Below are 12577 nucleotides of genomic sequence, written 5' to 3'. Positions count from 1 at the left end.
GCTATCTATTGCATGTTCAGCTAGTTTTTCTGATTCATAACATTGCATATTTATTTTAGTTTTGCAACACCCTCAATTGTTATTTATTTTAATTCCATATACATTTTTCATTTTTTTATGTTGCGAAACTGCTTGAATTGAGTTTACTAATACACTGTATTCATTTAACTTTTTAAAATAACAATCTAACGCTATAATTTGTAACCTTGTATTAGTTAAAACAATGTAATAATAAAATGTAGCACCTGTGGTTAATATATTAGGTATAACTTTAGAATTTACAAGACTTCCTTCTTCCACTAATATTTCACATTGTATTTCCTCTCCTTCTTGCAACTCTTTCCGAACTGATTCTTCCAACATTTGCACCGTTAATTTCTTCAATAACTCCCCGTTTTTCACATAATACTTATCTATATTTATAGATTCATTCGCTTCTTTCTCTAAACGTGTAATTTCTTCCTCTGAATATTGGAGCTCATTTAACATCGATAATAATCTTTTATCCATATTACACACTCCCTTTCCACAGTTTTTGAAGTTTTTTCTTCCCACGAGAAATTCGATTGTATATATAATCTGCCGTTACTTTTAATTCTTTTGCAATATCGTCAATGGAATACCCATCAATATACCTCTTTAAAAAGATATATCGATCTTTCTTATTTAAATCTTGAACAATTTCCATAATCTCTTCTTCTTGTTCTATTTCATACCTATCATGGACACTTGTATCTATTTCTACGTCCTTATCGATTTTATTCTCTTTATATACTTTCTTTTTATATTCCAATGCCTTCAATTTAGTAATACCAATCATCCAAGATTTTAAGTTTCCCTTTTCTGTATCAAATTGGTCGATATTAAACCAAATAACAGTAAATACATCGTTATAACAATCATCCACATATTGTTTTTCAGTAGGGGTACTTAATGATTTATGAATAATGTATAAAATTAATTTTCCATATTGATCAATCACTTCTTTCAAAGCATCTTGATCATGTTTTTTCATAGCTATAATTAAATCCTCTTCAGAATCGAAAATCATATGCATCTTCCTTCCTCAGTTCCCCTTTAGCAGCTGCCTTTACTTACTATTGGTATTTCATTCTCATTTTCTATCACTTTTGTAAAAATTTATTAACTTTTATTTCTATGTATATGATAACAAACGAAATACCTAAGATCAGAAAGAATAGACAACTTTCTGATCTTAGGTATTTCTCCTTTCAAAAAAAGCAAACCCGCATTCAGGTTTGCCCTTTTACTCACTTCTTATTTAATCCTTTTTCACTTAAAAACTCTTTCATATGCATTCTTTTTTCTTTAGACATAAACGAACTCATTGATTCCGTCCATGTTACGCTTTTCTTGTTTGATGATCTTTCTTTGTAATACGAGTTCATCGTTTCATCATATTCATTTAATAATTCATCATATTTCTTTTCATCATATCCATTTTCATGAAGAACCGCTGCTACCGGTAAGCGTGGTTTAACTCCATGTTCTTCATCTGGTACACCGACTGTCATTCCGAATACAGGATATACTTTATCTGGTAAATGAAGCAATTCGCTCACTTCTCTCGAATTATTACGAATACCACCAATATAACAAATACCGTATCCTAATGACTCTGCTGCTAACGCTAAGTTTTGCGCAAAAAGTGAAGCATCTACCGTCGCAACGATAAAGTCTTCCACCCCTTCATGCTTTATCTCTGTACCATGTTTTTCACATGCAATTTCAAGTCGTTTTAAATCTGCACAACAAACAAAGAATGCTGCGCAGTCTTTCACATGGCGATTTCCGGATAACTCTGCTAATTTAGCCTTTAATTCCTGATTTGTTACATATATGACAGAATACGCCTGTACAAAATGTGATGAAGCCGCATGCTGTGCAGCGTGCACCATTTTTTCTACTACATCTTTCGGAATTGATTCTTCTTTATATTTACGAACTGAAACGTGTTGCTCTATCTTATGTATTATCTCATTCATGAAAATCACTCCTTTTTCTCTTCATAATGAAAAATTAACACATCTTTTTCAATATTCACAACTTATAAGCAAAAAAAGAGCAATTCTTTTTGAATTGCTCTTTTTTTAAAACGTCTATGAATACGGTAAATGAAATTATATTAACGGTAATTTAAATGAAATTTTTTCTTGTCTTATTACGCCGTTTTCAAGACTTTAATACCTTTTACGATATTCCAAATGAAGTAGTAAATTCCTACAAGAATGAACACTGTATATGTGATAATCATTCCAATTCCAGCACCGTCAGATTGATTGAAACCTAAACCGTACATTCCTGATACTGCTAGTCCTCCAAATAAGATTGCGTATGGGAAAACATGTGACCAAAATGCTTTTTTCGCGTGATACTTCACTTCATCTTCTGCAACAAAGTACACGATAATTGGTAGTAAAAATGGTGCAAAAAAGATACTAAAGTAACATAACGAAGATAAAATATTATTTCCTTTCATCCGATTCACCTCTAAATAGTTTTTGTTACTTTCATTATGTCAGGAAATCATTCTAGAAACTATCGCTTTACCTTTCACTAACGTGACATATTTGTAAGATTTTCCTCAAATTAAATCCCGTCTGAAGTTTCAGACGGGATCACTTTCACTATATTCGATTCATAAACCAATACTGTGTAATGGCTAAATATTCTCGTACATTCGATGGAATGATGATTGGTCTCGGTGTTTTTGCCGGAAGACCTTCTAATTGTAAACCTTGTTTGGCAGCTATTTTTTTCGCTCTAAACATATGAAAATCGTTTGTTACGATCATACCTTTTTTCATATCGGCTGGAATTAACGGTTTTGAGAATGTAATATTCTCATCTGTACTCGTAGATTTGTCCTCCATTATAATACGGTCTTCTGCGATGTTTTGTTTTATTAGTCCTTGTTTCATTGCTAATGCTTCTGAAATGTCTTCACCTTTTCCTTGTCCTCCAGATACGATAGCGATTGTTTTCTCATGTGATTTTAAATATTCAGCTGCTTTATCAATACGATATTGCAATGAATAAGATGGTTTCGTTCCATTTACTTTCGATCCTAGTACAATTATGTACTCAGCATCTTCACTTGCATTCATATGTCCATGCTTATAAATGTGATATTGTAAAAACCCCGCATATACGGCGCAAATCATTATAACAACTAAAATACACTTTATTATTTTCTTCTTTCTCATACTCATATACTCCTATTTTCTTTTACTTCCTTCATGATAATATCCATTTATTTGTTTGTATACAGACAAATTCCAATAAACCCTAAATTATCCTCTGAAAGGTAATATTTATATTACTTTCGGGAATAGTAAGTACAACTTTACACCAAGGAGTGTCTCTATTGCTTCTCTTTTTATGTAACGTGTCGTTCTTTTTCATCTTATTTTTACTATCGCTTAAGTTACTCGGTAAATCCGCGTTAGCACAACTAACTCCTCATGATTTTGGGGCTATAATCTTTTTATCTTATTTAGCTTTCCAGGCCATACCCGTCTCTGGTGCTTTACAAGCATTTCTTGGTATGGTTGTTATTACATGTTTACATTTACTCCTTACAAAATTAAGCCTATTCAACAAACTAAATCGTTTTATTCTCGGACACCCTATCATTTTAATTAAACATGGTGATATTATTTTTGAGAACTTACAAAAAAGTAGATATCCCATTGCCGAACTACTTTCTAATCTTCGCGTTGCAGGATATCCGAGTGTTCATGAAATTGAATACGCCATTTTAGAAGCGAACGGAGCTATTAGTATTTTACCAAAAAGAGAACTTGTACCATTAACTCCAAAAGATTTAAACATAGATGTTAAGTATGCTGGATTACCAATTGCACTTATCGTCGATTCACAAATTCAATACGATAACTTAAAGTTAATCCATAAAGATGAAAAATGGTTATATAAAGAATTAAAAGAAAAAGGAATTACAAATATTAAAAACGTTGCTTTCGCTTCTGTTCAAGAAACGGATGGATCTTTTGCGATTAGTTTAAAGGAATAAAAAAATCCCCTTAATTGCTTAAGGGGATTTTCTTCATCATATCGCTTCTTTCTCTCCTGCCATATTTAATGGAACAGGATGTTTCATACGATTCATCGTAAATACGATAATTGCTGTCATTACTTCAGCAACTGGCATAACGAGCCAAATTCCGTTTATCCCAAATAATTTCGGCATAATCCATAACAATGGAATGATAAATAGTAACCCTCGGCTCATTATAATCAGTACTGATTTCTTCGTTTGTCGCACTGATTGGAAGTACTCTCCATACACAATGTTATAGCCTAAAAATACGTATTGAATAAAGAATAAGCTAATACCCGTTAATGTTAACTCCAATAATTCTGGAGATTGGACATCAAATAGACCAATGATATATTTCCCGAAGAATAATCCGACAATTATCGCAATGCCCCCAAGTACAACAGCAATTTTCACAGCAAACTGCAATCCTTCACGCAATCTTTCTGATAAGTTTGCCCCGTAATGGAAACTAGCAATCGGTTGCAATGCAGCACCTACACCGAAGAATAATAGTAATGCCATTGCATGAATACTATTCACCATCGCATAGGAAGCTACTCCTACTTCTCCTGCATATTGGACGAATGCGATATTAAAACCAATCGTTACGATTGCAACCGTACTTTCTGCTGTAAAACTTGGGAAACCAATCACCATAATTTGTTTGACAGTATCCCATTCAAAATGGAATTTCGTCCATTTTAAAATACTACTTTTTCTAAAGAAATGAGTTAATAATACAAGGAAACCAATCGCTGCCGAAAGAATAGTCGCTGAAGCAGCACCTGTTACCCCCCATCCAAAGATAAAAATAAAGATATAGTCAAATACTATATTTAATACAGCCGTTACAACAAGACCTGCCATTGCTAAATTAGGATTTCCATCATTTCGTATAAATGTACTTAAAATATTTTCTAAAACGTATATCATTCCAAATGTTAATAATACGTGTAAATAGTCTAACGCATATGGTAAAATCACTTCATTTGCACCAAATAAGTACGCTAAATCTTCTATTCTCCATAAACAAATAGCCGCTAAAACACCTACGATAACAACTGCTACCGTCATGGATTGAGTAAAAATAGACCTTGCTCTTTCTCGTTTATTTTCACCTAATGCAATGGAATATAACGTTGCCCCGCCCATTCCGATCCATAATGAAATAGAGAAAAAAATCGAAAACGCTGGAATAGCCACGTTTACTCCTGCTAAACCGTTCGCCCCAACTCCTCTACTAATCATGACCGCATCAATTACAATATTAACTGACATTAATACCATTCCTAGAACAGCTGGTATTAAATAAGAAATAAATAAACTTTTTATGGGTTTTTCTCTTAATTTTTCTGTTGCTTCCATACTCTAATATGCTCCTTTTTTCAACTCTCTTTCCTCAGTTTAAACCTTCAAGTAACTTGAAGGTCAATAGTGAATTAAAAAATAGGTAACTTAATTATTGCGTTTGATGCTCATTTGTAATTATACGAGTCCTATAACTTATTGCTTTGTTTTTTCATTATAGGAATTTGAATTTCTGTTACTTGCTCCTCTGGATTTTCTGTTACAGACCAATCAATTAATGCAATCTCAATCGAATCTCCATCTATTTCATATCCTTCTTGATCAATATATTTTATTAATTTCTTATATGTTTCATCAGTTTCTTCATATGGCCCGTGGTGATATACACAGGCAAATATACCTGCTTTAATTTCATCTGAACTATTCACTTGAAAGGGCATGTAATCCAAAAGAATGAAAACACTACTATATGCTTGAAACTCATTTTGCATTAATCCTTTTTTCGCAACAGTTACACCAATATCTCCAGAAAATAAACTATCATCCATTTGCCTCATATTTTTTTGCAACGAATGGATGTAGTACTCAAACATATCATCCGTCGTATTTGGAGCAACCGCAATTGCTGTAATTTTCCGCTGCGGAATCTCTTTAATTACCATTTGTTCAGCTTTTGCTTTTGTTGCTTCCTTAATTAAATGAATTCTATGTTCCATTTTTGCTAAGGCATATTCAATTTCTCTTTGTTTCTTCAGCATCATTTCTTGTTGTTTTTCCAGTAAATTGAGTGCGTATGTTGGATTTCTTTCATCAATATATTTCTTAATTTCCTTTAACGGAATATTTAACTGGCGTAAAAATTTAATCGTATCTAACAGTGAAAATTGATCGATTGTATAATAACGATAATTCGTTTGAGGATCAACAATGGACGGATGAAAAATTCCTTTTTCATCATAATACCTCAATGTAGATTCTGCGATATTATGCATTTTTGCCATTTCTCCAATTGTAAAGCGTTTATTTAATAACATGTTTCCTTCTCCAATTCATTAAAAATATTGCCTTATTTCTTCTTATTATATAGCCATTCCCTTCATACCTAAATCAAATTCCATCATGAAAATCTGCTATTTTTTCATTGATTTTTAATAAATTTTATTATATATTAATTACAGGTTCAAATTACGAGTTCAAAAGAACTTGTAATAAGACCCTTTTGTTTAATGGGTTTTACATATTTTCATTAGGCAAATTCCGAGAAATCGTATGATAAAATTAAAAATGACGAGGAGAGGATCGGATGGAATTCGAATTTTTCTTTCAAATTGCACTTATTTTATTAAGTACAAAGCTTGCTGGTGATCTTAGTGTTAGATTAGGTCAACCTTCTGTACTAGGTAAATTAATTGTCGGTATCGTTATCGGTCCAGCTGTATTAGGTTGGATTGAAAATTCAGAGCTTCTAACTCAATTAAGTAATGTCGGAGTTATTCTTTTAATGTTTATGGCTGGACTTGAAACAGACTTAGAAGAATTAAACGCAAATCGTAATTCTTCTTTAGCAGTTGCACTCGGAGGTATCATTCTTCCATTCGTAGGTGGTTACATTTCCGGTCTTGTGATGGGAATGGAACAAGGAAACGCTGTATTCTTAGGATTACTTCTATGTGCGACAAGTGTTAGTATTTCCGTACAAACACTTCGTGATTTAGGTAAAATGAAAACACGTGAAAGTACGACGATGCTTGGAGCCGCTGTATTTGATGATATTCTTGTTGTTATTTTATTAGCATTTGCAATGAGCTTCTTAGGTACTGATGATGTTAACTTAACAATGGTTATCTTGAAGAAAGTAGTATTCTTCGCTTCTATTATTTTAATCGGATGGAAAGGTGTTCCTACGATTATGCGCTGGTTATCACCACTGCGCGTATCTGAGTCTATCGTGAGCGCGGCTCTTATCATCTGTTTCTCATTCGCATATTTCGGCGAATTATTAGGAATTGCTGGTATTATCGGTGCTTTCGCTGCTGGTATTGCAATTTCTCAAACAAACTACAAACATGAAGTAGAAAAGAAAGTAGAACCAATTGCTTACGCTATGTTCGTTCCCGTATTCTTCGTTAGTATCGGTATGAATATTACATTTGACGGTATCGGCAATCAAATTTGGTTCATCTTAGCATTAACTGTTATCGCTGTATTAACGAAATTAATCGGCTGTGGATTCGGTGCACGAATGACTGGATTTGACGCTAAGTCTTCTGCAATTATCGGTGCTGGAATGGTTTCTCGTGGTGAAGTTGCACTTATCATCGCAGGAACAGGACTTTCTTCAGGTCTATTGGCACAAGATTACTTTACAGCAATCGTTATTGTCGTTATTTTAACTACAATGATTACACCACCAATGTTAAAATACACTTTTGGTGCAAAAGATAAAGCAATGAAAGCAAGTAAATAAATTTACTATAATAAAAGAAGATTGCTATTTTATAAGATAGCAATCTCCTTTTTGTTTTATCTTTAAACAATCCCGTTCTTTTTTAACCATTTTTCAAAAATAATTCGTGCTTCATCATCAATATCATTCCCAAATGAATACACCATAATGCCATAATCATCTATATATTTACCTAGCTTCATTCCCTCCACTTTCTTATAAAAATCGTCTGCCTCATAGTGCGGAATATAAGCATCCCAAACTGGTTCATTTATTCTTTTGTACGCCGTCACTTCTAAATCATATCCGTCTTCATAATATCCGATGTGATAATGTTTGTTAGGATCATATTTCTCCATTAAAAGTCCCCTCCTACTAAACAAGAGCGAGCCTTATATTACAGCTCGCTCCTCTCTCTATTTATTAAATACGCTCCATCGCTGTCTTCAACGTTCCAACAACGAAAGCAATCTCTTCACTTGAAATAACAAGAGGCGGCGCTAATGTTAAAACGTTATTATATCCTGCTGTTGTCATACCGTTTCGTCCTATAATTAAGCCCTTTTCTTTACAAGCATTTACAACACTTGCTATTTTATCATTATCAATTGGCTCTTTCGTCTCTTTATCATTTACTAATTCAATCCCAACTAATAGACCTTTTCCTCTAATATTCCCAACAAGTGGATGTTCCCCAATTTCATCTTTTAGTTGCTCTAATAAAAGGGAACCCATTTGTGCAGATCGCTCAATTAAATTTTCATTTTCCATAATCTCTAAATTTTTAAGTGCTAATGCACAAGCTGCTGGATTTCCACCAAATGTATTAATATGGCGGAAAAATTCATATTCTCCTTTACCTTTAAAAGCCTCATATATTTCTTTTTTCACAGCTGTTGCAGATAATGGTAAATATGCGCTCGTAATACCTTTTGCCATTGTAATAATATCTGGCTTCACATCATAATTCATAAATCCGAATGCTTTTCCTGTACGTCCAAAACCGCAAATCACTTCATCACTAATAAGCAAGGCACCGTGTTTTTGACACGTCTCATGAACAGCTTTCATATAGTCTTGTGGTGGCATTAATATGCCCCCGCCTGTAATAATAGGTTCCATAATAAACGCAGCAATTGTTTCACTTAATTCCCACGTCATAACACGATCGACTTCTTTCACACATTCTACATCATAAATATGCTGTCCTTCAATTTCAGGCATACGGTAACAATCCGGTGGTGTTACATGTAAAAAACCTGAAGCAAACGGCTCATATTGATATCTACGCTGCGCTTGTCCCGTCGCTGCCATTGTCGCCATTGTATTCCCGTGATACCCACGGTAACGTGACATAAATTTATAACGATGTGGTTCACCTTTTTGAGCATAGTATTGTCTTGCTATTTTAAAAGCTGTTTCGTTCGCTTCTGAACCACTATTTGAGAAGAAAATAACATACTCTCCCCCAAGCCACTCATTTAACTTTTCAGCAAGCTTTATAGCTGGCTCATGGGATTGTGACATTGGAAAGTATGATAATGTTTGTAATTGCTTATAAGCCGCTTCTGCGAGCTCTTTTCTTCCATATCCACTATTCACACACCAAAGGCCACTCATACCATCTAAATATCTTTTTCCTTGTATATCTTCAACCCAGCACCCTTCAGCTTTTGCCCCTACCATTGTACTATTTGGACTAAAAGGACGCATTCCGTGCCAAACATATTGCTCATCTTTTGCTAATAATTCATCAGTTTGCTTCGTTTTCATCATTACTTCCACCTTCCATAACAACTTATTTTTCACAAAAGCTGCGCTGGTGCCATGATGACTTAAATTTCTCCCTGCTATTTTCATTCCACAAAATTAAGACAAATCCTACTTACAAATCAGTAATATTTACAAGAAAATGACAAAAGAAAAAAGAGCTTTTCTTATCTATCGAAAAGCTCCTCTTTTATTTAATGTGAAGACGCATCGCTAATGCCATGACCAGTATTAGATTTCACTAGAATTTCATCAAATTTCGCTTCATCTTCTTTCTTACTAGATAAAACCGTTCCTAAATATGCTGCAAGAAATCCGAGTGGAATTGAAATAATTCCTGGTGTCGTATATGGGAATAACGCTTCCCCAACAAAAATAGCTTTTCCAGCTACAGGGTTCCAAACATTCGGACTCAACGCTACGAGAACAATTGCTGATACGAGACCTACAATCATACCCGAAATAGCACCCGTTGTATTAAAACGCTTCCAATATATTGTAAATAAAATTACTGGTAGATTTGCACTCGCTGCAACTGCAAATGCTAATGATACTAAAAATGCTACGTTTAATGTTTGGGCAAATAATGCAAGTATGATAGATAGTATCGCTACTCCAATAGATGCATAACGAGCCATGGATACTTGCTCTTTTTCCGTTGATTTTCCTTTACGAATGATTTCATTATAAAAATCATGAGCGAATGCTGATGCTGCTGTTAATACAAGACCTGCCACTACAGCCAAAATCGTTGCAAAAGCAATTGCTGATACGAAAGCAAATAAGAAGTCTCCACCTAACGCTTTGGCTAATAAAGGTGCCGCCATATTACCAGCTGGGTTTGCTTTAATAATCGCTTCATTTCCTACAAACGCTGCCGCACCAAATCCTAAGAAAATCGTCATAATATAAAATGCACCAATTAACCACGTCGCATATACGACAGATTGACGTGCAGTTTTTGCATCACGTACTGTAAAAAATCGGACAAGTATATGTGGTAATCCAGCTGTACCAAGTACTAGCCCTAAATTTAAAGAAAGTGTATCAAGACCATCCTTATACTTTACACCTGGATTTAAAAATGAATCTTTTAAAGGTGTAGCTGTTTTCATTTGAGCGAACATTTCAGTCACGCTGAAGTTGAATTTTGCGAAAACGATAACAGAAATAATAAACGTACCAGCCATAAGTAATACAGCCTTTACGATTTGTACCCAGCTCGTTGCTGTCATACCTCCAAAAATAACATACACCGTCATAAGTGTTCCAACGATTAATACAGATGTCGTATATTCAATCCCTAATAATAATTTAATAAGTGCACCCGCGCCAACTAATTGTGCAATCATATAAAAGATAGAAATCGTCATCGTATTAAGAGCTGCAACTCCGCGAACTTTTTTCGCATCAAAGCGTGCTGCAATCATATCCGCCAAAGTGTACTTTCCTAAATTTCTAAGCGGTTCTGCCACAAGATACAGTACAACTAAATAAGCAACTAAAAAACCGATACTATAAAAGAATCCATCAAACCCAGTTAATGCGATTGCTCCGGCTATACCAAGAAATGAAGCAGCAGACATGTAATCTCCAGCGATGGCCAAACCATTTTGCCAACCAGTTAATCCCCCTCCGGCCGTATAAAATTCACTCGCATTTTTCGTTTTTTTCGATGCAAAATATGTTATGACGAGCGTACCAAGAACAATAATTAAAAATAGTGCAAATGCAGTAGTATTCAAGTTCAGCCCCTCCTTTTTTGCATATCTTGCAGAATTTTTTGGGAGATTTCATCAAATGACTCTGCTTTTTTGCTATAAATCATACATAGTGCCCATGTCATAAGAAATTGGGAAAAAGCAAATACCCACGCCCATGTAACGTCACCAAATGCAGGTGTATTAAGCACCTTTGAATACGACGTTAAAATAGGTAATGCGATAAAAAAACTAAAAAAGAAAATACTCATTGGAATGATAAACTTCTTTTTCGTATTTAATAACAATTGAAATTCTTCCGACTGAACAACCTCTGTATAATTCACCTCATTTTGCAACTTACGTGCTGACGTATCATCTCGTTTCATTAACCGATCCCCTCTCTTACTTGAAATACACTTCCCCCTTGCATACCTAAAGACTAAATTTTATAAATATTCAGAAACTTATACTCATTTTAGACAATCCATACATTCATGCAAAGATTTTTCGATAGACATTTTTCGGCAATTTCCCCCAAATTTTTAATATACTTTTTCAAAATAAAGTGACACCTTACTTTTTTTCTTCATTAAGACAAAAGCAGTGCTTAACGCACTACTTTTGTCTTTTTTTCCTTTTCCAAATTACGAGCTGTTTCGCTTAACTCAACATCTTTTCCGTCTTTAAGTGTTCCAAATATAAAATCGAATACTGGATTTGAAACACCGAACCAAAACTTTTCGTTTTTATAATGGTGTAATATATGTTGTTTTTTTAGCCATCTTCCAAACTTAGTGACGGGACGAATCGGTCTATGGGCAATATAATGTTTCCATTCGTAAACGAGCAGCATGATAATCATTCCGATTCCAAATGAAAGTGTAATAGTAACACTTTTTGTAATACCATATGCTATAAGCAAATAAATAGTAAAACTAGGTATACTAAACCATACAGGTAAAAACAAAAGTTTTAAATCCTCTGGATATACGTGGTGATCATAATGTAATCTTCTTAACATTTTTAATAGAAATGTGTTTTTAGGTGGCTTTATATGGAATAAAAAACGATGTGTCATATATTCATTAAGTGTATAGAAAACAATCCCAAACATACATGCTAACATGCCAATCCAAGAGAAAAATTGCATTTTTAAAATAATAATGAAAATAAATAGAATGCTATACATAATAACGATATCATGTTGTAAAAAGAACTCTTTCCCCACTTTCTTCATCTTGTTTCCCCCTTTTCCCAAAAAACAGCCGC

At 34.0% G+C, this 12577-nt stretch carries 13 protein-coding genes and 1 pseudogene; 2 read left to right on the top strand and 12 right to left on the bottom strand.

The features are described from left to right. Positions 1-78: 78 nt before the first annotated feature. The 5 genes and pseudogenes from ACQRBL_RS07875 to ACQRBL_RS07855 form a co-directional block, all read right to left on the bottom strand. Positions 79-510, bottom strand: a pseudogene (locus ACQRBL_RS07875) (sigma-70 family RNA polymerase sigma factor); the annotation flags it as partial. A 1-nt stretch (position 511) separates the two neighbouring features. Beyond that, positions 512-1057, bottom strand: coding sequence for a sigma-70 family RNA polymerase sigma factor (locus ACQRBL_RS07870; RefSeq protein WP_003274080.1), 546 nt, complete (start codon positions 1055-1057; stop codon positions 512-514). Between the two features lie 214 nt (positions 1058-1271). Beyond that, the gene (gene nfsA / locus ACQRBL_RS07865; RefSeq protein WP_411996286.1) at positions 1272-2006 is read right to left on the bottom strand and encodes an oxygen-insensitive NADPH nitroreductase; all 735 of its coding nucleotides are present in this window, start codon (positions 2004-2006) and stop codon (positions 1272-1274) included. A 176-nt stretch (positions 2007-2182) separates the two neighbouring features. Continuing rightward, positions 2183-2500, bottom strand: coding sequence for a DUF4870 domain-containing protein (locus tag ACQRBL_RS07860; RefSeq protein WP_063546959.1), 318 nt, complete (start codon positions 2498-2500; stop codon positions 2183-2185). A 148-nt stretch (positions 2501-2648) separates the two neighbouring features. Further along, positions 2649-3227, bottom strand: a complete 579-nt coding sequence (locus ACQRBL_RS07855; protein WP_001227658.1) for a YdcF family protein — start codon at positions 3225-3227, stop codon at positions 2649-2651. Between the two features lie 161 nt (positions 3228-3388). Here ACQRBL_RS07855 and ACQRBL_RS07850 point away from each other — a divergent pair, with 161 nt between their 5' ends. After that, positions 3389-4054: a DUF421 domain-containing protein gene (locus tag ACQRBL_RS07850; RefSeq protein WP_000923922.1), complete on the top strand. Its 666-nt coding sequence runs from the start codon at positions 3389-3391 to the stop codon at positions 4052-4054. A 36-nt stretch (positions 4055-4090) separates the two neighbouring features. Here ACQRBL_RS07850 and ACQRBL_RS07845 read toward each other — a convergent pair whose 3' ends face one another. Beyond that, positions 4091-5446, bottom strand: coding sequence for an MATE family efflux transporter (locus ACQRBL_RS07845; protein WP_000388396.1), 1356 nt, complete (start codon positions 5444-5446; stop codon positions 4091-4093). 131 nt (positions 5447-5577) lie between these two features. Next, positions 5578-6423, bottom strand: a complete 846-nt coding sequence (locus tag ACQRBL_RS07840; RefSeq protein ID WP_000925940.1) for a MerR family transcriptional regulator — start codon at positions 6421-6423, stop codon at positions 5578-5580. 269 nt (positions 6424-6692) lie between these two features. Between ACQRBL_RS07840 and ACQRBL_RS07835 the strand changes: the two genes are divergently transcribed. Further along, the gene (locus tag ACQRBL_RS07835) at positions 6693-7856 is read left to right on the top strand and encodes a cation:proton antiporter (protein ID WP_411996287.1); all 1164 of its coding nucleotides are present in this window, start codon (positions 6693-6695) and stop codon (positions 7854-7856) included. Positions 7857-7918: 62 nt separating this feature from the next. On the opposite strand, the gene ACQRBL_RS07830 is transcribed toward ACQRBL_RS07835, so the two are convergent. From ACQRBL_RS07830 to ACQRBL_RS07810, 5 genes are all read right to left on the bottom strand, one after another. Continuing rightward, a complete protein-coding gene (locus ACQRBL_RS07830) occupies positions 7919-8194 on the bottom strand; it encodes a DUF3986 family protein (RefSeq protein ID WP_061660304.1) in 276 nt (91 codons plus the stop codon). Positions 8195-8258: 64 nt separating this feature from the next. Further along, a complete protein-coding gene (locus ACQRBL_RS07825; RefSeq protein ID WP_000850962.1) occupies positions 8259-9608 on the bottom strand; it encodes an aspartate aminotransferase family protein in 1350 nt (449 codons plus the stop codon). Positions 9609-9799: 191 nt separating this feature from the next. Beyond that, entirely contained in the window at positions 9800-11350 is a 1551-nt protein-coding gene (locus tag ACQRBL_RS07820; protein WP_001098240.1) for a solute symporter family protein, read from the bottom strand. Positions 11351-11352: 2 nt separating this feature from the next. After that, positions 11353-11694 carry a DUF485 domain-containing protein gene (locus tag ACQRBL_RS07815; RefSeq protein ID WP_000817367.1) on the bottom strand — a complete coding sequence of 114 codons (342 nt, stop codon included), beginning with the start codon at positions 11692-11694 and terminating at the stop codon, positions 11353-11355. Between the two features lie 221 nt (positions 11695-11915). Beyond that, positions 11916-12545 carry a sterol desaturase family protein gene (locus ACQRBL_RS07810; RefSeq protein ID WP_063546957.1) on the bottom strand — a complete coding sequence of 210 codons (630 nt, stop codon included), beginning with the start codon at positions 12543-12545 and terminating at the stop codon, positions 11916-11918. Positions 12546-12577 lie beyond the last annotated feature (32 nt).

It is taken from the genome of Bacillus sp. AF62 (genome assembly GCF_050312695.1).
Lineage (GTDB): Bacteria > Bacillota > Bacilli > Bacillales > Bacillaceae_G > Bacillus_A > Bacillus_A cereus.
This window is presented reverse-complemented; position numbering and strand designations above follow the sequence as displayed.

Bases quoted from the DNA above. Each gene is read 5' to 3' on its own strand.
- ACQRBL_RS07870 (WP_003274080.1), bottom strand. From the start codon at position 1,057: ATGCATATGATTTTCGATTCTGAAGAGGATTTAATTATAGCTATGAAA.
- nfsA (WP_411996286.1), bottom strand. From the start codon at position 2,006: ATGAATGAGATAATACATAAGATAGAGCAACACGTTTCAGTTCGTAAA.
- ACQRBL_RS07860 (WP_063546959.1), bottom strand. From the start codon at position 2,500: ATGAAAGGAAATAATATTTTATCTTCGTTATGTTACTTTAGTATCTTT.
- ACQRBL_RS07855 (WP_001227658.1), bottom strand. From the start codon at position 3,227: ATGAGAAAGAAGAAAATAATAAAGTGTATTTTAGTTGTTATAATGATT.
- ACQRBL_RS07845 (WP_000388396.1), bottom strand. From the start codon at position 5,446: ATGGAAGCAACAGAAAAATTAAGAGAAAAACCCATAAAAAGTTTATTT.
- ACQRBL_RS07840 (WP_000925940.1), bottom strand. From the start codon at position 6,423: ATGTTATTAAATAAACGCTTTACAATTGGAGAAATGGCAAAAATGCAT.
- ACQRBL_RS07835 (WP_411996287.1), top strand. From the start codon at position 6,693: ATGGAATTCGAATTTTTCTTTCAAATTGCACTTATTTTATTAAGTACA.
- ACQRBL_RS07830 (WP_061660304.1), bottom strand. From the start codon at position 8,194: ATGGAGAAATATGATCCTAACAAACATTATCACATCGGATATTATGAA.
- ACQRBL_RS07825 (WP_000850962.1), bottom strand. From the start codon at position 9,608: ATGAAAACGAAGCAAACTGATGAATTATTAGCAAAAGATGAGCAATAT.
- ACQRBL_RS07815 (WP_000817367.1), bottom strand. From the start codon at position 11,694: ATGAAACGAGATGATACGTCAGCACGTAAGTTGCAAAATGAGGTGAAT.
- ACQRBL_RS07810 (WP_063546957.1), bottom strand. From the start codon at position 12,545: ATGAAGAAAGTGGGGAAAGAGTTCTTTTTACAACATGATATCGTTATT.